The organism is Biomaibacter sp. TOL, from assembly GCF_059717795.1.
On the sequence record NZ_AP046092.1, the window covers coordinates 242,718 to 266,794 of the forward strand.

25 protein-coding genes and 2 pseudogenes are annotated in these 24,077 nt (G+C 40.5%); 2 read left to right on the plus strand and 25 right to left on the minus strand.

Annotation, left to right across the window (positions count from 1 at the left end):
* Nucleotides 1-4: 4 nt before the first annotated feature.
* The 11 genes from AC6I1H_RS01290 to AC6I1H_RS01340 all read right to left on the minus strand — a co-directional run bounded on the left by AC6I1H_RS01290 (nt 5) and on the right by AC6I1H_RS01340 (nt 12,165).
* A complete protein-coding gene (locus AC6I1H_RS01290; RefSeq protein ID WP_497739258.1) occupies nt 5-403 on the minus strand; it encodes a secondary thiamine-phosphate synthase enzyme YjbQ in 399 nt (132 codons plus the stop codon).
* A gap of 37 nt (nt 404-440) precedes the next feature.
* A complete protein-coding gene (locus AC6I1H_RS01295; protein ID WP_497739259.1) occupies nt 441-1,157 on the minus strand; it encodes an ABC transporter ATP-binding protein in 717 nt (238 codons plus the stop codon).
* Entirely contained in the window at nt 1,154-1,909 is a 756-nt protein-coding gene (locus tag AC6I1H_RS01300; protein WP_497740887.1) for an ABC transporter ATP-binding protein, read from the minus strand. The genes AC6I1H_RS01295 and AC6I1H_RS01300 overlap by 4 nt, the downstream gene beginning before the upstream one ends.
* 167 nt (nt 1,910-2,076) lie before the next feature.
* Nucleotides 2,077-3,705, minus strand: coding sequence for a transposase (locus AC6I1H_RS01305; protein WP_497739260.1), 1,629 nt, complete (start codon nt 3,703-3,705; stop codon nt 2,077-2,079).
* A gap of 234 nt (nt 3,706-3,939) precedes the next feature.
* Nucleotides 3,940-4,944, minus strand: a complete 1,005-nt coding sequence (locus AC6I1H_RS01310) for a branched-chain amino acid ABC transporter permease (protein WP_497739261.1) — start codon at nt 4,942-4,944, stop codon at nt 3,940-3,942.
* A gap of 7 nt (nt 4,945-4,951) precedes the next feature.
* A complete protein-coding gene (locus tag AC6I1H_RS01315; protein ID WP_497739262.1) occupies nt 4,952-5,860 on the minus strand; it encodes a branched-chain amino acid ABC transporter permease in 909 nt (302 codons plus the stop codon).
* 131 nt (nt 5,861-5,991) lie between these two features.
* Entirely contained in the window at nt 5,992-7,173 is a 1,182-nt protein-coding gene (locus AC6I1H_RS01320; protein ID WP_497739263.1) for a branched-chain amino acid ABC transporter substrate-binding protein, read from the minus strand.
* A gap of 249 nt (nt 7,174-7,422) precedes the next feature.
* Nucleotides 7,423-8,262, minus strand: a complete 840-nt coding sequence (gene nikC / locus AC6I1H_RS01325) for a nickel transporter permease (protein WP_497739264.1) — start codon at nt 8,260-8,262, stop codon at nt 7,423-7,425.
* Nucleotides 8,263-8,277: 15 nt separating this feature from the next.
* Nucleotides 8,278-9,285 carry an ABC transporter permease gene (locus AC6I1H_RS01330; protein WP_497739265.1) on the minus strand — a complete coding sequence of 336 codons (1,008 nt, stop codon included), beginning with the start codon at nt 9,283-9,285 and terminating at the stop codon, nt 8,278-8,280.
* Nucleotides 9,286-9,302: 17 nt separating this feature from the next.
* A complete protein-coding gene (locus AC6I1H_RS01335; protein WP_497739266.1) occupies nt 9,303-10,946 on the minus strand; it encodes an ABC transporter substrate-binding protein in 1,644 nt (547 codons plus the stop codon).
* A gap of 1,012 nt (nt 10,947-11,958) precedes the next feature.
* On the minus strand, nt 11,959-12,165 hold the full coding sequence (locus AC6I1H_RS01340; RefSeq protein ID WP_497740889.1) for a fluoride efflux transporter FluC: 207 nt from the start codon (nt 12,163-12,165) through the stop codon (nt 11,959-11,961).
* Between the two features lie 453 nt (nt 12,166-12,618).
* Here AC6I1H_RS01340 and AC6I1H_RS01345 point away from each other — a divergent pair, with 453 nt between their 5' ends.
* Together AC6I1H_RS01345 and AC6I1H_RS01350 are read left to right on the plus strand one after the other, a co-directional pair.
* Nucleotides 12,619-12,882: a DUF4160 domain-containing protein gene (locus tag AC6I1H_RS01345; RefSeq protein WP_463052751.1), complete on the plus strand. Its 264-nt coding sequence runs from the start codon at nt 12,619-12,621 to the stop codon at nt 12,880-12,882.
* A gap of 2 nt (nt 12,883-12,884) precedes the next feature.
* Entirely contained in the window at nt 12,885-13,184 is a 300-nt protein-coding gene (locus tag AC6I1H_RS01350) for a DUF2442 domain-containing protein (RefSeq protein ID WP_497739267.1), read from the plus strand.
* 106 nt (nt 13,185-13,290) lie between these two features.
* On the opposite strand, the gene AC6I1H_RS01355 is transcribed toward AC6I1H_RS01350, so the two are convergent.
* From AC6I1H_RS01355 to AC6I1H_RS01420, 14 genes and pseudogenes are all read right to left on the minus strand, one after another.
* Complete coding sequence (locus AC6I1H_RS01355; protein WP_497739268.1) at nt 13,291-15,231, minus strand: oxidoreductase; 1,941 nt, start codon at nt 15,229-15,231, stop codon at nt 13,291-13,293.
* 75 nt (nt 15,232-15,306) lie between these two features.
* A complete protein-coding gene (locus AC6I1H_RS01360) occupies nt 15,307-16,062 on the minus strand; it encodes an SDR family NAD(P)-dependent oxidoreductase (RefSeq protein WP_497739269.1) in 756 nt (251 codons plus the stop codon).
* Nucleotides 16,063-16,269: 207 nt separating this feature from the next.
* Nucleotides 16,270-17,559: a PucR family transcriptional regulator gene (locus AC6I1H_RS01365; protein ID WP_497739270.1), complete on the minus strand. Its 1,290-nt coding sequence runs from the start codon at nt 17,557-17,559 to the stop codon at nt 16,270-16,272.
* 170 nt (nt 17,560-17,729) lie between these two features.
* Nucleotides 17,730-17,978, minus strand: a pseudogene (locus AC6I1H_RS01370) (IS4 family transposase); the annotation flags it as partial.
* 42 nt (nt 17,979-18,020) lie between these two features.
* Entirely contained in the window at nt 18,021-18,341 is a 321-nt protein-coding gene (locus tag AC6I1H_RS01375; RefSeq protein WP_497739271.1) for a putative heavy metal-binding protein, read from the minus strand.
* A gap of 110 nt (nt 18,342-18,451) precedes the next feature.
* Complete coding sequence (locus tag AC6I1H_RS01380) at nt 18,452-18,610, minus strand: type II toxin-antitoxin system HicA family toxin (protein WP_497739272.1); 159 nt, start codon at nt 18,608-18,610, stop codon at nt 18,452-18,454.
* The gene (locus AC6I1H_RS01385) at nt 18,607-18,825 is read right to left on the minus strand and encodes a type II toxin-antitoxin system HicB family antitoxin (RefSeq protein WP_497739273.1); all 219 of its coding nucleotides are present in this window, start codon (nt 18,823-18,825) and stop codon (nt 18,607-18,609) included. Before AC6I1H_RS01385 ends, AC6I1H_RS01380 begins: the two co-directional genes overlap by 4 nt.
* 94 nt (nt 18,826-18,919) lie before the next feature.
* Nucleotides 18,920-19,009: pseudogene (locus AC6I1H_RS01390) on the minus strand (ATP-binding protein); the annotation flags it as partial.
* A 147-nt stretch (nt 19,010-19,156) separates the two neighbouring features.
* Nucleotides 19,157-19,726 carry an S-layer homology domain-containing protein gene (locus AC6I1H_RS01395; protein ID WP_497739274.1) on the minus strand — a complete coding sequence of 190 codons (570 nt, stop codon included), beginning with the start codon at nt 19,724-19,726 and terminating at the stop codon, nt 19,157-19,159.
* Nucleotides 19,727-19,985: 259 nt separating this feature from the next.
* Nucleotides 19,986-20,423, minus strand: coding sequence for an MBL fold metallo-hydrolase RNA specificity domain-containing protein (locus tag AC6I1H_RS01400; protein ID WP_497739275.1), 438 nt, complete (start codon nt 20,421-20,423; stop codon nt 19,986-19,988).
* A 47-nt stretch (nt 20,424-20,470) separates the two neighbouring features.
* Nucleotides 20,471-21,430 (minus strand): hypothetical protein, encoded by a 960-nt coding sequence (locus AC6I1H_RS01405; protein ID WP_120768704.1) that lies wholly within the window; start codon nt 21,428-21,430, stop codon nt 20,471-20,473.
* A 10-nt stretch (nt 21,431-21,440) separates the two neighbouring features.
* A complete protein-coding gene (locus AC6I1H_RS01410; RefSeq protein ID WP_120768702.1) occupies nt 21,441-22,106 on the minus strand; it encodes a hypothetical protein in 666 nt (221 codons plus the stop codon).
* A 45-nt stretch (nt 22,107-22,151) separates the two neighbouring features.
* Nucleotides 22,152-22,859 carry a hypothetical protein gene (locus tag AC6I1H_RS01415; protein ID WP_120768700.1) on the minus strand — a complete coding sequence of 236 codons (708 nt, stop codon included), beginning with the start codon at nt 22,857-22,859 and terminating at the stop codon, nt 22,152-22,154.
* Between the two features lie 142 nt (nt 22,860-23,001).
* Complete coding sequence (locus AC6I1H_RS01420; RefSeq protein WP_497739276.1) at nt 23,002-23,766, minus strand: uracil-DNA glycosylase family protein; 765 nt, start codon at nt 23,764-23,766, stop codon at nt 23,002-23,004.
* Between the last annotated feature and the right edge of the window lie 311 nt (nt 23,767-24,077).

Below are 24,077 nucleotides of genomic sequence, written 5' to 3' on the forward strand. Positions count from 1 at the left end.
ATTATCACCCGCAGTTTATAATTTTTACATGAGCTTTTCTCCTTCTCGGCCCGTCGAATTCACAAAAATATATGGCCTGCCAGGTGCCCAGCACCAGGCGCCCATCCTCGACGGCCACCGTAACCGAGCTTCCCGTAAGCGTAGCCTTAATATGAGCATCGGAATTTCCTTCTATGTGCTTGTACCCATCACTATACGGTACAATTTTGCTAAGCCCCATAATAATATCCGACTTTACGTCTTCATCTGCATTTTCATTGATGGTGATTCCCGCCGTTGTATGGGGCACAAAGACATGGCAAAGCCCGTCCCGAACCCCTGCTTCTCTTACCGCCCTTTCTATTTCCCGGGTTATATTCACCATTTCGGTCCTTTCTGTAGTTTTAATTTCAATGGTTTTCATGCCTGTCATCTCCTTAAAAGTCCTCATACCTTTTATATCAGCTCCCCAGGTAGGCCTTGACAATGCTTTCATCTTTTTTTAATTCATAACCATAATTTTCCATTACTATTTTGCCGGTTTCCAGAACATATCCATAATCGGCGAGCTTTAACGCCATTTTGGCATTCTGTTCCACAAGAAGTATAGTTATACCCTCCTGGTTAAGTCTCTTTATGATTTTCATTATTTCCTGTACAATAATCGGTGCAAGACCCATAGAAGGCTCATCCAGCAATAAAAGTTTAGGTGTAACCATCATCGCCCTGCCGATGGCCAGCATTTGCTGCTCTCCGCCTGACAGAGTTCCCCCGTATTGCCTTTTTCGCTGTTTCAAAATCGGAAAAAGTTCATAAACATGCTCTAATCTTTCTTTGCGTTTTTTATTATCCTTTAAAGTAAACGAGCCAAGTTCAAGGTTTTCTTCTACTGTCAGGTCTCTGAAAATCCGTCTTCCTTCTGGTACATGTATTAATCCCATTTCAACAATTATGTGGGGCATTTCTCGTGTTATATCTTGCCCCATAAATTCGATGGTTCCGGCAAAAGCCTGTACTAAACCGGAAATGGTCTTTAAAGTCGTGCTCTTGCCAGCCCCATTGGAACCTAGCAGCGTAACAATCTGCCCCCGGCGCACTTCAAGGTTGATACCGCGTAGAGCATGAATCTTGCCATAATACGTTTCAACATTCTTGAGCCTGAGCAAGATATCATTCATACTGCTTCCTCCTCTTTGCCGAGATATGCTTCTATAACTCTTTGATTATTCTGAACTTCTTCTGCGGTCCCTTCGGCTATTTTTTGGCCATAATTCAGCACGATGATTTTTTCGGAAACTTTCATAACCAGCCCCATATCATGTTCAATCAATATAATCGTAATACCTAATTTTTCACGGATTTTCTGCATAAGAGCTATCAACTGCATCTTTTCATCATGATTTAAGCCGGCTCCTGGTTCATCCAGTAAAAGCAGTTTGGGCTGTGTTGCAAGAGCTCTGGCCAGTTCCACCCGCCTCTGGTCTCCATAGGCTAGATTTTTTGCGATTCGATCCTTTTTATCCAGAATTCCTACAAAGTCGAGGCATTTTTCACTAACATCTTTAATTCTTTGTTCTTCTTGTTTCTGGCTCGGCAACCGTAGGATTGAACTGACAATCCCTGAACTGCTTCGACAGTGCATGCCGGCCATTACATTTTCCAAAACCGTCATGTATTTAAAAAGTCTTAAATTCTGAAATGTTCTTGCCATACCTAATTCAGTTATTTTAAAAGGCTTCATTTTTTTGATGCTTTTTCCCAAAAACACAATATCTCCCTCGTTTGCCCTGTAAAAACCCGTCAAGCAGTTAAAAATCGATGTCTTGCCGGCCCCATTCGGTCCTATCAGGCTGGTAATAGAATGTTCCTCTATTTCAAAGCTCAGATTGTTGACAGCCGTTAATCCTCCAAATCTTAAAGTAAGATTGATTCCAGTGTAAAAATCCTGTTTTTATACCCCTTTATCCGAACCTTGAAAACTTCATAAGGTATAAACTGGAAAATATTTTAGCTTCGAGAATAATTTTTGCTATATTCACATCTATATTCACATCTAATATCCGGTATTTTACTACCCTTTCCGGGACCTTTTACCATTTATTGGCTTAAAATAGGCAGACTTATCCCTATATCTTGAGGCATGAGTTTTTTGGTCTGCTCTATCATGTAATTTGCAAACCTCTTGAAGTTGTGGGCTAATATCTTAAATCCTACAACCATGTTACATTTTACAAAGCCTCTTACTCTGAGTTTGCCAAGCTGGTGTCCACGCTTTAATGCCGAGTTGGTCCCTTCTATGGCTGCTCTCATGCTGGTGTTTTCTTTGCGGCATTCTTCGATTTTTTGACGCTGTCTTGCTGTTTCTATGGCTTTTAGATTTATACGGACTACATAATCTTTCTTCTGCTTTTTGCAGTAACAGTCTTGTCTATGTTTACATGCATCGCATATATTCAAGGCAAAATGAGCTACTGTCTGACCTTTGGTGATGCCAGTGTGGATAGGGGCCATGCCTTCAGGACATTTTGTTATTATGTTGGTGGATTCATCTATTTCAAACTGTGTTATGGATAATGTCTTTTGAGGTTTTTTGCCGTTGAGGTTGGTGAAGTGAAGTTCAATTTCGTTTTCTTTACCTTTTTCGATTACTTCAGGACAGTAGTATCCTCCATCAAAATAAAGGTGTTTGCAGTCGGTGTTTTCTTTGATAACGGGTATTCTTTCCTGACCTATTTCTGCATCGCTTTTGATGTTTTGATCTGTCTTGTAGTCTGTGATCATCTGAAATGGATTGTTCTTTGAACAGGTTTCTGTAATGGTTAGTGTGTATCCGCTTTGGGCTTTGTCTCCCTTTTTCCTGTATGTGGCATCTTCATCATAGGCCGACTGCAGGGAGTTGGTAGGAATTTCTTTATTGTCTTTGGCTTTGAGTTTGTTTTTTTGTTCATCAAATACGGATTGCTCTGATATGAATCTTGTGAGTATCCTCAAGGTATCGGGATCTTTTATTTCAGGAGCTTTTTCTATGATGTTCTTTATATCAAAGCATAGATTTAAGAGCATATCCAGTTTGCTTTCATTTTCCGATGGTTTTGCTCTGTAGATTATGTCTGTTTTAAATTCGGGTTTTAAGACTTCTTTGAGGTTTGGTGTAAGAATGTCTTCAGGTACTGATTTTACTGCCCTTTCCAAAACGTCAAAGGCTAATGCTATTCTTCCGGCTTTCTTGATGTTTGACATGAACATGGTGGAGTCCATGCGCTGTTCTTCGGTGGATATGCCGGCTTCTTTGATAAAGTTTTTTGTAAGGTTTAGAAAGGAGGCAAAGATTAAATCTTCCTGTTCAGGGTGTTGTACCAGATAGCGATATACTCTTGCTCTGAAATCATATAGGGTTTTTTCTGCCAGATTTATTTCTCCCAGGACCCGGATTCCTACTGCATAGTTTACCAGGTAGTTGAAGTAGAAGTTGTCGATTAGTTCATCATCGGAGTAGTTTTTTAGGTGTTTTATGTATTCCAGGGATAAGGCTATGTTCACGGGGAAGTTTGGTCTTCCGGTATCGCTGTATAGCACTGCGAAGGGTTTTTCATCTATTTTGCAGAATACGTATTTATAGAATATGGGAGCCCATGATTTATCCAACTTAGCTTTAATTCTGGGATTCATCCAGTTTGTGCTCTCGAACAAAGAGTCTTGTAGGTGGTTGGTATTTTCCCTGAACATTTTTACACCTCATTTATCATGATTTTAGGTTACCATTGTTCGTATTTGGCTTTGTCCCTATATATTATACCATAAATCATGATAATTTGGTAGTTTTTATTGTGTTTTCGCTAATTTTTATTTTTAAAGTTGTATTTGGTTAATTTTGGATGGGAAAATCGGGGGTTTTTACACCAGAATCAAGATTATTTACCTCCAAAATCGCCATGCTTATATTCGCTCCTTATAAAATTTTTAGTTGCTTTTTTCAGGCCATATCCCTTGAGGTCGGAAAATCATGATTATTAGTAACACTATACCAAAAACCAGCATTCTCATATTTCCGATACTCCTGAATATTTCAGGAAACATAACAAGAAGAAATGCTCCCACAATAACTCCGGAAATTTTTCCCATTCCACCAAGTACCACGGCCGCCAGTATATTGACTGATTGTGTAAATTGAAATGTTTCAGGCGAAATAGAAGTCATTTTTACGGCATAAAAAGAACCCGCTATTCCGGCAAATATAGCTCCGGTTATATATGCATAAAGTTTAAATTTCACACGATCGATTCCCATCGCTTCTGCAGCATCTTCATCTTCGCGAATATATTCCCAGGCACGCCCCAGTCTGGAATTGTGTAATCTATAGGATACAAACACCGCAAGGAATACCAGGGTTAAAAATATATAGTAAAAATGGTTATTCTGATAAAGCTTCATGCCAAAAAAAATCGGTCTCTCTATTCCAACAAGCCCGCTGGCACCACCCGTTATCTTTAAGTTTCTGGCCGCAATCCTTATAATTTCGCCAAAACCCAGTGTCACAATAGCTAAATAGTCGCTTCTCAACCTCAGAGTAGGTCCTCCTATAATAATGCCGGCTAAAGCTGAAAACAATACGCTAAAAGGAATGGTCAGCCAAAAATTAATGCCAAGATGCGTTGTTAGGATTCCCGTGGTATATGCGCCTACCGCGAAAAATGCGGCATACCCAAGGTCCAGCAGGCCTGCAAAGCCAACGACAATATTCAGTCCAAGACATAATATCATGTAAAAAAAGGCATTGGTTAAAATCTCCAAAATATAATTACTGGCAACAAATGGCAACAACAAGGATATTATTATCAAAAAAACATATAAGCCCGTCCTGACCCTTATGTCTTCAAACGCTTTATATGCTCTATCAAACCAACAAACCGTCTTGTTATCCATCGATGTTTTCTCGGCCATTGTGTTCAGATTTTTTATGACCATAATTGCTCTACATCCTCTCAATTTCAGTTTTGCCTAAAATACCCGTAGGTCTAAACACCAGTAATAATATCAAAATTGCAAAAGCGAAAACATCTTTCCATTCAGAACCAACAAAAGGTAACTGAGTCCCGGCCGCTTCCAGCAATCCCAGAATCAGCCCTCCAACCATTGCCCCAGGTATGCTTCCTATCCCGCCTATAACTGCAGCCGTAAAAGCTTTTAATCCGATTATAAAACCCATAAAAAAGTGGATGCTGCCGTAATAAACTCCAGCCATGATTCCTGCCGCAGCTGCCAGAGCCGAACCGATAAAAAATGTGAGTGCTATTATTTTCTTTACATTGATTCCCATTAACCGGCAGGCATCCTGGTCAAGCGCAATAGCCCTCATAGCTTTCCCATACATGGTCCTTGAAATAAAAATGTGCAGTCCTATCATCAGTACAGCTGTGGCAAGAACAATTACTATTTGTGTATAACTTATGTGAATGCTGCCCAACTTCACTCCTTCGAAGCCTAGATCTGTGGTAAATGCTTTGAATTCGCCGTTAGTAACCACCATTACGGTATTATACAGTATAAGGGAAACACCCAACGCCGTGATTAGTATAGAAAGGCGCGGAGCACTCAGCATCGGCTGGTAAGCAATGCGTTGAATCAGAACCCCCAGCAGGCCCACTATAAGCATGCTTATAATCATGGCCAGCATGATACCTGCCCAACCAGCGCCAACTGTACCTGATACAGCAGATAGCACAGCCAGCCCCACAAACGCCCCTGTCATATAAATATCCCCATGAGCAAAATTTAATAATTTAATTATTCCATAAACCATTGAATATCCAAGAGCTACCAGGCTGTATACTGAACCCAGCATAAGTCCATTGATCATTTGCTGAATGACAATATTTAGCATCGAAAATTCATCATCCTTTCGAAAAGTCTAATCCTGATTAAAATAGAGGAATTATACCCCGGTCAAATATAATATTCGTTTGACCGAAGTATAACTCCTCAAAAAACTCCTTTAAAATTGAAGTTTTTGCACTATTGTATAAGATTCCATTTGCCGTCTTTCGCCTCCAGGAGAACAAAATTGCTCTTCGCAAGAGTGCCGTCATCGGTCATTGTCACTTCACCCGAAATGCCTTTAAATCCTTTGGTCTCTTTTAATGCTTTTATAACTGCGTCTTTGTCGGTAGACCCCGCTCTTTCAATAGCATCCTTCAACAGATAAACTCCGTCATAAGATAGTGAGGAATAGGGGCCAGGATCCTGGTTGTAACGGGATTTGTACTTTTGTATAAAGTCTTTGGCGGCAGGCAGGTACTCGGCCATGGGATTAGAAGTGCATACCACGCCATTGGCAGCGCTTCCTGCAATTTCCATCAGCTTTGGCGAATTGGAACCATCGCCCACGGCGATTTTGCCCTTATAACCGCCCTGACGCAGCTGTTTTATTAAAAGAGCACCATCTGCATAATAAGCAGTCCAATAAACAGCGTCTGGATTCTTGGATTTTATACTTGTTACAATGGAAGAATAATCCTGTTCGCCTTTATTTACCACTTCTATACCCAGAACCTTATGCCCGGCTTCTTCCCATTTCTGTTTAGTTATGTTTGCCAAATCTTCGGAATAACCGTCGCCTTCGTGAACTATTACTATAGTATCAATTTTCCAGATATCTCGGAACAATTCAACAGCTTTATCCCCCTGGTGAAGCCCTGTGCCATTGATCATAATAGCATTGCCGCGTTTTTCCTTTATCAGTTTTGTAGAATTAGCAACGGTAATGATATGAGGGATGTTAGCATCTCCGAATATAGCCAGTGTAGGCAAGGTGGCTCCAGAAGCATAAGAACCCACAACGGCCATCACACCCGAAGAAACAAGCTTATTAGCTGCAGCCGACGCCTGCTGCGGATCAGCGGCGTCATCAGCCGAAATGGTAACAATTTTTTTGCCTAAAACTCCACCGGAGTTATTGATTTCGTCCGCCGCCATAATCATAGCATTTTCCATGTCTTTGCCGTAAGTGGCTTCCGAACCGGTGAGTGGCATTATCAAGCCCACTTTGATTTCGCCGTTAAAGGTCTTTGTTCCGGATTTACTTTCACCCTGACTGTTAGCGCTCGAACCCTGCTGCGATGTCTGCTGACTCCCACAGCCAAACAGCATCAAAGCTACAAAAAGAAGCACCACCAGAGTTAAACATTTTTTAAACATAAATTTCCCTCTCTTTCTTTATTATTTTTATTATTATTGTTTTAAATCTTATGCCTTACATGTTTGAAATTTGGTTGATTTGTGTTAAATTAAACTGTAAAAGCTAACATTTTCATATTAGCTGTTAATAATAATAACATCATGCTTTAATAAATGTCAAAATTATGTCAGCTTTTTTTATTAAATTACCATTTCAACCGCCAACAACCCTTTAATATAGAAATAACTAAAGAGTGCCTGACATAGTAATTATTCTGCCCTTCGCATTTTAGGATCTAAAAAGTCTCTCAAGCCATCCCCCAGTAGATTGAAACCAAGGACAGTGATCAATATCGCGATGCCTGGAAAAGTGGGATACCACCAGTGGCTCAGGAGATACTGCCGGCCGGTAGAAATCATGGCACCCCACTCGGGAGTTGGGGGCTGAGCCCCAAGACCTATAAAGCTAAGCCCTGCTGTGAGCTGTATAGCAAATCCTATGTCCATCGTGGCCTGAACTATGATAGGTGAGATGCAGTTGGGAAGTATGTGCTTAAAGATTATCTTCATATCCCTGTTGCCTAAAGCCCTGGCAGCTTCTACGTATTCAAACTGTCTGAGCGCCAGTACTTGGCCCCTTACCAGCCTGGTGTACCACGGCCACCATGTGAGGCTTACCGCCAGTACCGCATTGGTGAGTGTCGGCCCCAAAGCAGCTGCAACAGCCATAGCAAGGATCAGGGATGGGAACGACAGGAACATGTCGGTTATCCTCATTATCATCTCATCTATCCACCCTCCAAAATATCCGCTGATACCTCCCAGCGTCACACCGATCAATACGGCAGATGCCACGACTTCTATACCGACCTGTAAAGATATCCTGGCACCGTAAACGATTCTGCTGAAGATGTCTCTTCCCATCTCATCGGTCCCCAGGATATGGCCGGGGCCTGGTGAAAGAAGTTTATTGGACATGAATATAGCCACAGGATCAGCCTTGGCTATCCATGGTGCCATCACTGCGGTGAATATCATGGCAAAGACTATTAAGACACCTATAACATTGAGAGGATTTTTGAAAAATTTAATTAATGACTTTTTGTTCATGGCAATTCACCCCGATCATTTGTATACGATCCTCGGGTCGACAAAAGCATAGCTTATGTCAATCACCAGGTTTACGACTACAAAGATTGTTGTGATAATCAATGTGACTCCCATAATGGCAGGGAAATTCAGCGTCATTATGGCGTGGACTCCGTAATTGCCTATGCCGGGCCAGGAAAAAACTGTCTCGGTAAGTACAGCGCCCCCCAGGAGCGAGGCAAACTGAAGGCCTATAAGAGTGAGCACCGGCAATATGGCATTGCGCAGGGCATGTTTGTAGATTACAATTCTTTCAGAAAGTCCTTTGGCCCTGGCAGTCCTGATATAGTCTTCATTTAAAATCTCCAAGACGCTGGAACGGGTCATCCGGGTAAACACCGCCATGGAGCCGTAGCCCAGGGTAAAAGCAGGCAAAATTATATGCAGTATGCTGCTCTTTAATGCCAGCCAATCTAAAGACAATATGCTGTCGAGGATGTAAAGGCCAGTTATCTGTGTAGGAGGGTTGAGTTCCACTCCAATGCGCCCGCCAATGGGCAATAAACCAAGATTTTTATAGAATAAAAGTTGAAGTAAAAGCCCCAGCCAGAATATCGGGGTTGAAGCTCCTAAAAGGCATACCACCCTGCCGCTGTGATCAAGGGGTGAGTTCCGTTTTACAGCGGATATGACGCCCAGAGGCAGTCCCAAGCAGACGCTTATCAAGAGGGCAAAAATCGAAAGTTCTACTGTTGCCGGAAGGTATTTCATCAATTCTTCCCGCACAGGCCTTCGAGTCTCGATGGAGATACCAAAGTCTGCGTGCAGCAGGCCTGTCATGTATTTGATATATTGTACGGGCAATGGTTTATCAAAGCCCAACTGTTTCCTCAAAGACTCGATCTGTTCGGGGCCTGCGTGGGGACCGGCCGCCAGCCGAACCGGGTCCCCTGGGATGGCATGGGAAATAATGAATGTGAGCAACGACATGCCGAAGAGTACTACTACCAGCATTACCATTCTTCTTGCAATATATGTCCCCACTTTTACCCCTCCAAAAGTTATTCCTTATACATGAAATAGTATCTGTTCACAAGCAGGGGATGATATTCGAATCCTTTCACCCATGACCTCATGGTGGTTATGTTGTCTCTCGTCAGTATAAAAATATTCGGACAGTCCTCGTTTATAATCTGTTGCGCCTTTTTGTACAGTTCCTCCCTGTGAGACGCATCAGTGGACTGGCGGGCTTCATCCAATAACTTATCCACTTCTTTATTAATATAAAAAGACTGATTGATGCTGCCTATAGTTTTTGAATTATACATAGCGTACAGCACATCGTCTGGATCCATATAATCGGGGTAAAATCCGCTTATAAACATATCCGGCGCTGACTTAGGAGAACTCAATAAATCTTTCATCGTAGCCCATGCCAGCACCTGTATATCTATATCGATACCAAGATTTTTCATGTCGCTCTGAAAAAGCTCCGCTACCTTTTTATAGTCTTCCGCACCCGTTTCTACCATCATGGTAAATTTCAGGCCACCGCCACCTGGGTAACCTGCCTCTTCCAGGAGTTTTTTAGCCTTCTCTACGTCTTTTTCATATGGCTTTATGCTGTCATCATGAGACCACATACCGACCGGCAGAGGACCTTGCATCTTTGTCCCCATGCCATTGAAAACACCATTGATACAATCATCATAAGAAAAACCATAAGCCATAGCCTGGCGCACCCTTTTATCCTTTAGAGCACCCCGCTGGTTATTAAAAAATATATTAAGCAAATTAACAGTCTTGTTCTTTTGTACAGTTATATCAGGATTCTTAGAAAGCTGATCTATAACATCCCTGGGTATAGCATTGGCAAAATCTACATCTCCGCTTTCCAACATAAGCCTTTGCGAAGAGGATTCCTGAACAACTTTTTGTATTATTTTAGATACATGCTTGCCTTCCCATCCACCCCAGTAGTCAGGATTTTTTACAAGAGTGAAATCCTGGCCCATATTCCAACTCTCAAGCTTATAAGGCCCAGTCCCAACCATGTTTTGTCTGAGCCAATCCTGTGCGAGATCGCCGTTTTTCTCATGGTCCTTGATAGCTTTAGGACTTATGATCAATGGACCAGATGGATTTGCAAGAGCGTGTAAAAAAGGAACAAATGCATAGGACAATGTAAATTTAACAGTATATTCATCTACTACATCTATGTTTTTAATCATATCAAACATCCATGCAGGACCTTGATTGATTTTTAACAATCTTTCAAATGAAATCTTTACCGCCTCTGCATTAAAAGGAGTGCCGTCCGTGAACTTTACACCCTTTCTTAAGTAAAAGGTCCATACCTTGCCGTTGTCAGTGACTTCCCATCTTTCCGCTAGCTGCGGAATGACTTCACTGCTGCTGCCTTTATATGTAACAAGGCCTTCATATACTTGCGAAATAGCCGTAAGCGACTCGGGGTCATAAGCGATGTGCGGGTCCAGTGTCGTAGGCTGGTCATCATACGCTATTACCATGGTATCTGGGTTTTTAACCTCTGTCTTTTTGGATTCCTGCTGGGTTTGCTGGCCTTGATTTGCAGTTTGCCCGCTCTCTGAAACTTTATTGGCCGATTGAGCGCAACCGCCGACTAATACAATGCACATGAGCAATATGACTGAAAGAACCAATAATGATTTTACTTTTTTCACAATGTTTGCCTCCTTGTATTTTATTTATAAATTCAATGACTTGATCCCACTAAAAAATCTTTCCGCCTCCTTTCTGAAGGACAAATCATACATTTATTTAATTTATTATTGTATATTGGACATATTGAATTATTATACATGAAAATGGACATAAATTAGATTTTATATTCTACGAAAATAAAACAATTCCTCTTTTTGTAAGTTTTTTATTTCAATGCAGGCTTTTAGCAAATTTATACTTTTCAAAGTAAAATCATATTACTTAACAAAAATGTGACATGGTTTTTTTTAAAATAAAATTATGATTCCGGTGTAATCACCTGGACACTTCGTGGCACTATTAGATGAATGAAAAATGCATTTTCGATATATAAACTAAGTCCGCTGTCGGATATGGCCAAGAACACCGGAAAGCTGTGCTGTCGCCGCTCTTAAGTTTAAAACAAGCGAGATGGAGGCGGCGGACGTCTCCCATAAAGGGCGAGGTTCTGCCGCAGTTGTTATAAAATATGGAGGGATATGAAAATGAAAGGGTTTAAAAAGCTTTTTTAGTGGATAAGTTGGCTCCGGCGCAGCACCGGGTCAGACACCACCCAATGGGCCACCTCCGGATGGTACACCTCCAGACGGGGCACCTCCAGGTGGCGGACAGAGCGTAACCGCAACTGGGTTTAAATTCCATACAATATACCTCCCTTCATTTGCTTTAACCATCAAAAAAGCCTTCCTGCCATAACCCGATAAGAAGGCTATAATTTAACCATTTCGAATAAAATATTCGAAAAGCCCGGGCCAAAACAGTCTTATTAACTTGCTGGTGGAATTTTGGTTGAAAAGATAATGGGTTTTCACAAAAATTCCTTCTTATACTATCGCTCTGGCAACGATAAATCCAAGCCATACAGAAAGAAGTCCGAGGAAAAGATTTAAATATACATTTTAATCCCCGCCAGGAAAAAATTTCCTTCTTATAAAAGTTGAAAGGTTTCAAAAGAGAATGTGGAAAACGTGGTCAAGGCTCCCATGATACCAGTCGTAAAAATAGTCTTATATTTACATCTATGTTACCCATCTCGGCTGCGAAAATCATCACAAAACTCATAATAAAGCATCCTATGATATTTACGATTAAAGTGCCGTATGGAAAAAAGGCTCCGAAAAATTCCGCAGCCCAACCGGAGATAATGTATCGTAGGATGCCTCCGATAAAGCTGCCGATTCACACTGTGGATATTATATATATCAATTAGTTTCACCACCACATGCAGCCAAGCCTCAGGGAAAAGTCATCTTATACAACGGCAAAAAATGTCTTAAAAACTTTAGCCACCATACAAAGTCACTGAAGTTTTATCCGAAAAAAGGTGCTATACAGATCGGCAGCGAACGCGAATATCGTGGTTATGGATAAGGATTTGAACATAGAATATGTATTTGCGAAAGGTAAAATCATGGATGTTGTAGTTAAAGGTACATATGAATAGCCGGGAATATTAAAAAGAAGGCCTTCAGGCCTTCTTTTTAATATTAACCGACAAATTATTATCTAAAGTTGTCAGGTTAAAACTTACCATGAAAGTAAGACAACCATAAGAGTAAGATTGATATCAAAGATTCTACATGCTATAATCAATATAGACAAAAGAAGATTAAGTAAGTGAGTGATGATAAGATGCCTATAATATGTATGTTTTTTGGTATAAAAATATTAATGAACTGGAATGACCATATGCCGCCGCATTTTCATGTTGAATATAATGAAAATAAGGCGATCGTGGATATTATTAAAACAAAGGTAATTAAAGGATTTTTGCCTAAACGTCAATTAAGATTAGTATTAGCCTGGGCAGAATTACATAAGGATGAACTGATGCAAAACTGGGAACTTGCTAGAGAGGGAAAGGAACTCAATGCGATAAAGGGCTTGGAGGTATGACTATGGATAATAGATATTTCCCTGAGATAGATCAGGTTATACCTACCAGAGATTTTAAAGTATATCTATATTTTGACGATGGCAGTATAAAATTATTTGATGCCAGGGAAATAATAAAAAAAGGTATATTCAGGAAACTGCAGGATATAGACCTTTTTATGAATGCCTGTACGGTTTTAAATGGCACACTGGCATGGGATGTAGAAGGTAATTATGATGAAACTAAATGCCTGGATTTAGATCCTATCGTATTGTATAAGACCTGTCCTGATGTTGAGGAACCTGAATGGGTGAAAACTTAAGAGGCAAATGAAGTAACGAAAAACAGATCTCAAGCATGGTTTTGTTCCAAAAAACAAGAAAAAACAGCGGCTTATAGCTCGCTGTTAATAGCAGGTAGTTAAATAATTATTCTACTGACATGGCAGCATAGAAGCCTGTACGGATAGCGCCTCCCACTTTGGATACTTTCTCGGCATCACCTATTACAGTGGTCTTCATGTTATACTTTGCTCTTACTGCATCCGGAAAGGCAGTATCGGGCTTCTGACCAAATGCAGTAATCACAGTATCAGCCGTTACGACTTCTCTTGTGCCGTCCTTCTTCTCAATAATCACACCTGTGTTATCAATGGCAACTACCTTACTATCTGTCAGCAAAGTCACATGGTTTTCCTCCAACATACGCATTAGACTAATCTTGTTTATAGGCATCACATCCCGTACACATTCACTCATCATCTCAATTACAGTCACCTGCTTACCTTCCATGGCCAACTCCAGTGCAGTATCACACCCGCTAAGGCCTCCACCACAAATGGCAATCTTGTTTCCTTTTACGCCTTTTTGATGAGCTTCAATCACACCGATTACATTGCTGTTGTTCACACCGGGTATGTTGGGAACAAAAGGTACAGACCCTGTGGCGACAAAGATTTTATCAGCAGCCTCCAAAATAGGGTCATCCACCTTCACTTCTGTGTTTAACTTTACTTCCACACCAAGTTTTTTCAACTGGACTTCATACCAGGCGATCAAGTCCCGGATACGCTTTTTAAAAGGACCTGTAGCAATGATCTTAAAGATTCCGCCTATTTCGCCCCTCTTTTCATAAAGGGTGACATGATGACCTTTCATAGCCGCCACGCGAGCAGCTTCCAAACCGCCCGGACCGGCGCCGATAACTACGATATTCTTGGGTGATGCGGTCTTTGTGATTTGAAAATATTTTTCCATGCAAACCTGAATATTTACGGTGCAGCTTATCTGTGTCAGCCTGCCAAAAATACGACCAATGCATTCCTCATTACAAATCAAACATGGCCGTACATCCTCACGACGGTTCTCCATTAATTTTTTAGGAAATTCAGGATCTGCAATAGCTTGACGGCCAAACATCACGAAATCGCAATTACCCGAATTCACAAGTTCCAATGCAGTTTCAGGCGAGTGATTGCCTGCGTTAATCAGCGGAATCTTTACATGCTTTCTTGCTTCTTTGCAAACATACGCCATACAAGCTTCACCAAGATAAGCCGTAGGGAATATATAATCCATGGTCTCATAAGCACCAGCATCGATATCTAAAGCGTCAACTCCCGCTTTTTCAAGCAACTCAATTAATGGCATGCTGTCCTCTATGGTACGGCCACCAGGGAAACGGTGATCCAATGCTATTCTAAACAGAATTGGCATATCAGGGCCTACTGCTTCACGAACTGCCTTTACTATCTCTACGGCAAAACGCGCCCGGTTTTCTAAGCTCCCTCCATATTCGTCAGTACGTTTGTTCCAAATAGGAGACAGAAATTGGTCAATTAAATAACCGGCATGACCATGAATCTCAATTGCGTCAAATCCCGCTTTTTTAGCAAAGGTTGCTGCTGAGGCGAAATCTCTGATGATTTCCTTGATTTCCTCGGTAGTCAGAGCTCTACAAATTATATCCGGATTATAAAAGGAAGGTATTGCGGAGGAGGATATCGGCACACGCTCACCGATATTGGGCATACCATTGCGGCCAGTTCCGGGACTTAACTGTGCACAGATCTTTGCCCCCCAACGATGGACTCTCTCACACAAAATGGTGGTCTTAGGGATGGCACGATCGTTGTCAAATGCTATAGTGGGCCCGCCCTGAGCGGTTTTTTCGTTTATGAACTGTGCTCCGATGATAATCATGCCAAATCCGCCTCGAGCACGTTCTTCATAATACATAATACCTTCTTCGCTCTCCGTCCCGTCCTGCATGGGGGTAAAAGTACCCATGGGGGACATGATTAGGCGATTTTTTAGATTCATTTTTCCGATCTTCATGGGCTCAAACAGCTTTGCATATTTATTGTCCACGATATTCACCCTTTCAAAAGATACTTTATTAGGCAGAAGCGGCCGCAGATCATTTTCTGCTTACTTATTTTAAGGCTAAACACAGGTCCAACCACCGTCGCAGGTTACGATGGCGCCGGTCACATATGAAGATTCATCAGCTGCAAGGAATACAATAGTTGAATCCAGCTCGCCTTCTCTACCGGGACGTTTCATAGGAGTACATCTTCTAATGAACTCGTCCATGGCTGCCATAGCCTCAGGGTTATTTGCTTCTGATGGGAAAAAACCCGGGCAAATCGCATTGACGGTAACGCCCCTGGAAGCCCATTCGGCAGCCGCAGCTCGGGTAAAGTTTATGACGCCGCCTTTTGATGCATGATAGCCTGCCACTGGAATATCCTTGTTTCCGACCAAACCAAAGATAGATGCGACATTGATGATCCGGCCATAGCCATTTTTCAGCATCTCCTTGCCAAATTCTCGCGTACATTGGAATACGGCAGTCAAATCCAGGTCTATGTTGTGCTGCCACATCTCGTTAGTCATCTCTTCCAATGGTGCAGAGCTACCGCCGCCTGCATTGTTTACCAAAATATCAACCTTGCCATATTCCTTTACCACAGCAGCCACACAATTTTTAACCTGTTCCAGCTTTGTCACATCGCATGGCAAAACCAGACACCGGGCTCCTGTCGCACGTATCTCTTTCGCTACTTCCTCCAGCTTATCCTTTCTTCTTGCCATAATGGCTAAGCTGGCGCCCTGTCTAGCCAGGGCCAAAGCAAACTGTCTGCCAAGGCCGGCAGATGCACCTGTTACAACTGCTACTCTTCCTGTTAAATCAAACACGTCTTTCACTCCCCATTTCTATTTTAAATTATTTTGCCGACCACCCCTGATTCAATAGCTATCGCAAAAAACTTCATCACAAATTACGGAGTGTTCGGGCAGTTAACTCTATGAGCGGTGGGATAGTTTAGGCTTTGCAATTTAGTATGTGCCTCTTGTGATTCTATTATAATTTTAACAAAATTAATATAAATTTCATGGTACATATTATCTAAAAAAATCTCCCTTATTTGTGCATCGCATACAATCACAATGCAAATGATGACGAATGACCTGATCTACTTCTCGCAGAGTCATGGCCGTCAGTAAACGCCTGATCACCGCAGCGTCGTTTATATCCTGCCCTATAATCTCTCTAATCTTGGATAGCCTGTATAATAGCGTATTTCGATGAATATGGAGTTTTCGTGCCGTCAGTTTGATGTTATTATTTAATAGCAGGTAGGTTTTTAAAGTGTTATAGTAATCCGTCTTCTTTTCCTTGTCTACGGCTCTTAGGCGCTCCAGTTCGGACAGGCGGTAGCCAAGTTCTCCGAGGCCGCTCACGGCATATAAAGCCACAATTTCAAGATAATAGTCATTAAACAGGAACAAGTTTTTATCCGGATGCAGTACTTGCCCCACCTCCAGCGCCTTTTGTGCTCCAAGCCGAAAGTCTGACCGAGCAGCCAGATCCATAAAAATATCGCTCATGCCACAATAGCATTGATATTGTTTTAATAATTTCTCAAGGGGTTCTGCAATAAATTCAACTCCGCTGCAGTGCGGCAGGTTGGCAAATAGTGTGTATAAATATCCTCCGGTAACCACGTGAAAAACATTGGAGAACATACTTAAAACAGCATTCCTGATATGTTGTATCCTTGCATTGTTGCGTACACTCGGTGAAAAAATAGCAATCACATAAGGGGGCTTTAATCTGCCTGTATCCACAAAACCCCTGTTTCCTTTTTTATCACCCTCCGGAATAATGTCCCAAAAGAGCTCTCTGGCAATGACCTGGTGAATCGGATCCGTTGCCCATGCCAGTTCCAGATGCTCCCGCTCCATCTCTATGGCAAGGGCCTTGCAAAGTATATCATTTACCTGCAAAGCTGTGGGAGCCAGTGTGGGGTCGCCATAGGTGGTAGCACAAAACCCTTCAATGTTTCCGTTGATACGGATTGCTCCTGTGGCCTGTGCCTTTTCTACAACTCCCCAATCAATGATCACCGATTTTTCACTATTCGATATAATATCAATATATCCTTGACGATAATATTCTTCTATCACCACATCAGCAGGTACAAATCCCGCTCTTATATTTTGGTCTATATGTTTACTTCCAGTGGTTTCGCCATATGTTGCTGCCAGTACCTTAAAAGAGATATCCACCACATGAATTGGCAACCTGGTATAATCAAAAAGAGCATCAATCATGGCCTGCATACCCTTGCCTGACGCCAATGCTTCAAAAACAATGCGGTAACAAACATTAATATCAATCTTAGAGTTCATAACTCGTCCTCCTACTTTCAGTATCGCTTCTCCTTCACTCCTCGGATCACTACAACTCCACCGTCTGCCAAATGCTCTAGTATTTGGATCATTGCACATTAAAAAACTGATTATCAATTCTCGATAATCAGTTCGCCCTGCTTTCATTTAGTTGATTATATATAATTAACTCAACTTTCGCAGGAACAAAGTGCCAACTTTTTCTTGAGGAAAGTGGGCAGACAAGACATAAAATAATCTAAAAACTCATTGATTGCTTCCTTTGAAAGCACGAGCTTTTCACGCAAAGCAGTCTTAAGAGCATCAATCAATAGCTGCAAAGCTTCCATGAACTTTATATCCTGAAGCTCATCACAGAAGTAATAGAACAAGCCTCCTATAGTTCGCAAATCCTTGTTATTGCGGTTTTCAACAGCCAAACTTTATATTTATATTTTCATTTCCCTCCATACTACATCAATTTACTCAATTACCACCGCCGTGCCGGATGCAGTCACCATGAGCATGTTGCCGTTTTGCCCCAGCACCTCGTAGTCCACATCCACGCCGACTACAGCATTGGCTCCCAGAGATGCCGCTCTGGTCTCCATCTCCCTCAACGCAGCTTCTCTTGCTTCGAGCAGCTCCCCTTCATATGACCTGGACCGGCCGCCGAAAATGTTTGAAAGACCTGCGGCAAAATCTTTAATAAAGTTCACTCCTGATATTACCTCACCGAAAACTATCCCCTTATACTCAACAATTTTCTTTCCTTCTACACCAGGCGTTGTCGTCAATATCATTTTAATCCCTCCGATTAAAAGTTGGCTTTTTATATTTTCTCTTCATTAATTCATTATTATTATTACGATATACTTCTCCAAAAAACAATAATATCCTGCATTGTACTGAGTCAACCGTCTAAATCCTCTCCATGAAACGGAATGACAGTAGACCTTCCATCTTCATGTTTAAAATATTTATGGCTACCTTTCTGCCTAATTTCAATAAAGCTTAATCTTTCTAATATTTTTACCACATCTTTTGAGGAAACAACAGTTAATATGCTCATACTACTACCTCAATTTGCTGAACACCAATAAATTCATTTTGTAAAATATCTTCTTTTTCGCATTCCACGCATAGTTCAATAGCTTCTTTTATCCTAGGAAGCAGCTCCTCCACTGTCTTTGCCTGTGTATGGCAGCCTTTTAAAGCCGGAACTGATGCCAAATACATCCTATCTTCGTCTTTCTCTATAAGAATAGTGAAGTTATATTTTTTCATTATTACCACCTCTAATATATTATAACACATTTTAATGACGCTTACATTGCCGTAATATTATATTGGGTCATCTTTTGTCCCTACAGTGATATATTCACTTCTGCTCCTTCATTTTATAACTTTCTCCCTTGATCAAAACTAGGTGACAATGATGAACGATTCTATCAAGTATAGCAGAAGCAAGCTACGTTTTCCTTCTTACGTATATATTCGCATGTGGCCAGGTTATATATTTTTCAGTCGTGGGGTTTCAGGCGAAATTCCTGTAATATCTCGAAATATTAAAAAATCGCGGGGTTACTTTGAATCCCCGCGATACAATATATTATTCTTAATTTTCAAGTGTATCAAGCATACGGAGGAGCATTGCAGCAACTTCTGCGCGCGTTATCTCTCTCTCTGCCCTGAAAGTATTATCTGGATATCCCTGTATAATTCCTTCTCCTACTGCCATTTCAATACTTGTTTTTGCCCACTCAGGAATACTGACATTGTCTACAAATTTTAGCTCTGCAGTCTTAACTGTGCTCTTCTTCCCAGCCAGTTTTTCTACTGCTTCAGCAGCCCAGTGGCTCTGCAAGTCCTTGAAGTCTACGACTTTGGGTGTAGCAAAGGCGGCGAACATGGTTAGGTGATCTACGGTAACCGCCACCGTACCTTTTTCCACGTCTACGGTGCCCTCAAGGCCCACCCACTTTCCTTGCTTCTCGTTGTAGTAGAAGGCAGCCGCCTGCTGATCCTTGCCCAGCTTGCTGCTGTCGAAGTGGAGAGTTATGGTGACCTTGCCGGTCAGGGTGCCGTTCTTGAGGACAATATCCACCACTTTGCTGAGCAGAGGCATTCCCGCGTTTGCGGCCTTTTCGTCGCCCAAGACTTCCACTACCACGGCGGCATTGTTCATTACCCCCTTGCTTAATGTTTTTTGATATTTCCTGCCTATTTTCTAGCTCTTCCCCCATCCATCACCTCCTCCCACATTCTTATGCACGGCCCGCTACTCAGCCTGACCGGACACCATGCAGGCGCACTCAGGGTTGGGAGCGCGGCGCAAAACAGCCCGGCCTGGAAATTCTTGTTAAACTGAGTCAGCTATTCGGCGTTTCACTGAATGATTTGGTTGGCCTAAACAATGACCAGGTTCACACACCACTGACGCAATACTATTCATTGATATTGTTAAAAATCTCTCTAAACCGTTCCGGGTACTCAGTATGAACAGGGATTATTAATTGCGGCCTGCATGCCCTTGAAATACGTTTAACTGTTTCAACATCCGCGTGTCCGCTTGTATGCAAATATATTACTTCCATATTTTTAGAGCCAACAAAATTCATCAACCTTTGCATCCTTGCACTTTTTATGTTTTGTTTATTGCCATGTGCTCTTAAATCTCCGGTATATACAACGCATTTTCCTTCTCCCCGAATAACAAAAGCATAAGCGTCAAATGCAGAGTGGTCAATTAGATAAGGTGTAATAGAGAAGTCGCCAACTACAATTTCCTGTCCGTTAACCAGGTATTCAGCTGGGTTAACAAAAATCTTAGAATTTATAAATAGTGCAGTTGTATTAAAAATCCTTGCTGCCTTTTCACCCATAAATATCGGTATATTTTTGCAAACCTCACCCAGAAGCCCTATTCATCTTAAAGCTCCATTTTTTTAAATATATCTTCATACTTGATTAGAAATTTATCCAAAGAATAAATACATTCGTTATATAGGCCATACCCCATAAAGCATGCTGTCGCAATTTTCAATTCAGCTTTACTGCAAAAATCTACGTAATCATTTGACTTAATAACATCTCTCAACTCTCTAAATAATGCAGACTTGGCTGGATCGTGATTGGCAAGGATTAGAATATACTCAGGATTTTCATCGCTGAAAGATGCGATTTTTTTAATTTCATTTAATAATCCCAATTCAACTTTAGTATTAAAAATATTCACCATCTCGTCTTTTATATTTTTTAGATTGTTTGTATCGCTCAAGAATTTATTAAAATCCATAATATGTTTCTTTAGGCCGGCATCACCGGTAATAGCTCCGTCCAAATACTTCATTTCAATAAATGATAGCCTTAAATTTCGATTATTTTTTCTATCTGAAGTAGTAGACGGCCATTTTACCGCAATCATATCAAACCTACGGTCTTCATTTGCATATTCTATGTCACAAATATAATAATCAGTGCTATTTGCTCCGCTTCCGTAATTATTCTCATATGCAACTAATTGCTGATATTCCCGCTCTTCTTTAGGATGCTGCCCAAACCAAATATCCATTTGATTTTTAATGTAAGGTAGCTGCTCAATCCATTTCTTTGCAATAGACATGTTATTGGTAGAAACCGACCCAGAAAGAAGGCTATCAATGCGTTGTTTTACAGTATCATCTGCAACATACTTAACATCAAACCAGAACTCGTAAATACCTTCACTTTTTTCTGTTATTTTTAGTGCATTTCCACCGCGATAGTAGATATTAATGTAATTTTCTCTTATTTCCAGGCAGAGAGTATGGTCAACCTTGACAGTATTTAACACCTCTACTAATGTTCCTGTTTTTAAATCCTCAATAAATTTATCAGAAATGCCTCTCACGATATACCTCCTACCACCTTCTAATTTCAAACGTATGATATTCGTATAGATAAAGCAGAGTTAGTTCGTCCACCATCATGCTCTCTTCTTCGTGGCTTTCTTTACTGTCCCATGGAGTGTACGAAATAGGAACAAGCCTCTTTGCATTATATTCGGTCTTTAATTTTTCCTTTAACTCGTCTATTGAGTCAAAATCCTCAGGACATGAAAACATCCCTTCATCTAGCCTTATACTGAATTTCTTTACTTTTCTCTCCTGATGCTCCTGTAGCCCGAAATCTCCTTGCATACTCCAGGTTATTCTAATATCTCTAAAATCCAATAAGGAGTTGATATTTTCGAAAATCTCTACACCGTCTTTGTTTATATTCGGCGACAAATAATAACTTCCATAAAATTTTGAATAAGGTTTGGTGTAATAATAAGTTTTTTTCGTCGCATCATATAAAGGCTCTTCAGCCCAGCTCGGTATTTCCGCATTATTCCAAAACCAGTCTCCTATGCAAAAAAGTTCTTTGATGCTTTTTTTGTCCATACCGAAGCAATATACCAATGTGGCGTCAAACCCCGGTATATACTCCATAGCAACCTGGTGAAGCAACCCTTCATAGCGGTCGCTTGCGCTGTCTGCAATTTTTTTCCGGGCATCACCACAAAACTTAATAACGTAAAACATCCGCTAATCCTCCCATTATTAAATAAAAAGTTTACCAATATTATTTTACTCCCTCAAAATATAACCCTTTAAGTTCCTGTCAAAAACAACCTTGCCATCCTCTATTTCATTAATAATGCTGATGTCTCTATAAAACATCCTCTTTGATACTATATCCGGATAACATATTTCATCGACTTTTTGCTTTGTTAAAATCTTTCCCCGCAATAAACATTTATACATTAGTAACACCCGCCGCAATCTGATGGAACTTTCGCATGCTCTTCGTCCAATGCCCTCGTTATCTTTAACTACTGACAAAATAGTTAATCTCAACTTTTCGCTATCATTAAGAATATTGTCGTTAAAATAGATGTCCGATATATTGTACTCCGGTTTTTCATGATAGTTTAAAATATACGTTATTGGATTTTTTAAGTCTTTTAAGTCATATTCATACTCAGCTGACTCAGGTGGCAAAGGCTCTTCGCATTCTTTCCAAAACTCAAACAGTGCCTGTTTATCCTCATTTTCGATAGATGCAAAATTGATAAATGCCATAAAATGCGGAATCGCATAAATTTCTGTTATTTCATCTGCAATGTAAACTTTAATTTTTACTTCCCTTCTCAAATTTTTATCGAAAGTTTTGATGTTCTTCATACATTTTTTTAGTCTAGCTAATTCATACTCATTTAATCTAAAAGTTAATATAGTAGAATAATAAGAATATGCAAACTTAAAAATCTCACTTTCTTCTAAAAACAAGCCCATTTTAATATCTCTCCTTTGTCTGCTCTGTGTACCATATAATACCACGAGCACGATGAACAGGGGCTGTCATGGAAATTACTTTCATTGAAAAAGCGGCTGTTTTTATCTCCATAATCCTGGATTTATCTTAAGTTTCATAGCCTTAATTTGTTACTTTTTCAATAATAAGCTTGGATGCAATTTCAAGTCTTTTATGATAATTTTTTTGAGTATGCCCCTGTCCAGTTATAAAAGGTGAAACCACACATGGTATTCCCTTAATAAAAATATATTCCCCTTTTTCAACAACATCTTTGTACTCTAGACCAAAAAGCAGGTTAAGGGATTCTGCACCAAGAAGTATTATAAGATCAGGTTTACAAAAATCTATTTCTCTTTCGAGGAGCCTCTTACTCGCTTCTTTATTAAAGCCTTTTCTATTTTGTAAATCCGACCAATATACCTTCGATGCATCCGTTATATAGCAATGTTCCAAATCTATTTTCCACTTCATTATTTGGCTGTAAGCCCTTTCCCATTTGTTATATTCAAACACTTTGGGGTCATCAAGGAGTTCTGTAAACCTGTCGTAATCGTATTTGCTACGGATTATCCTAAAAAGATTTGCCCAAAACACTATACTTCCCGCATCTTTAGCAAGTGAATCCTGACTTATTATCATTACTCTGTTCTTTTTATCATTTTCAAAGTATTTTTCTCCCCACCAAGGGAGATCCGCCCCCCTTCTTATTCGTTTATAATCATGTAATGACAGGAAATCTTCAATGTCGCCAGCGTAATAGTTATCAGGATAAAGTTTTTGAAAAACCCTCACAGGACTGTTTTCTTTGTAACAGGATAGTGGATAAATCTGATATTCAGTAAATATCATAGATAAATGCTTTACAGCCTCTTTTCTATTTTCCATTGAATACCCTCCATAACATTTTTGTTTTTTCCATCTATAGTGGTAATATCAGCAATTTTCATTTAAAATCGTTGTTATGGTTATTATTGGTTTCCGTTAGTGATAGAATATAATTTTTAAACCAAATGCTTTTTTATTTTTCTCCAATCAAGAATTTGTTGGTCTAGCTTTCTATTAGCCAAACCAATTCTGCCACAATGATACATAGCAAAAATATTTACATTCTGTACTTTTATAGGATTATTTTTTATCAGTTTATTAAGCGATTTATTTAAGGCTTAGGCCATATATTCTGGCAACTGCATCGTAAG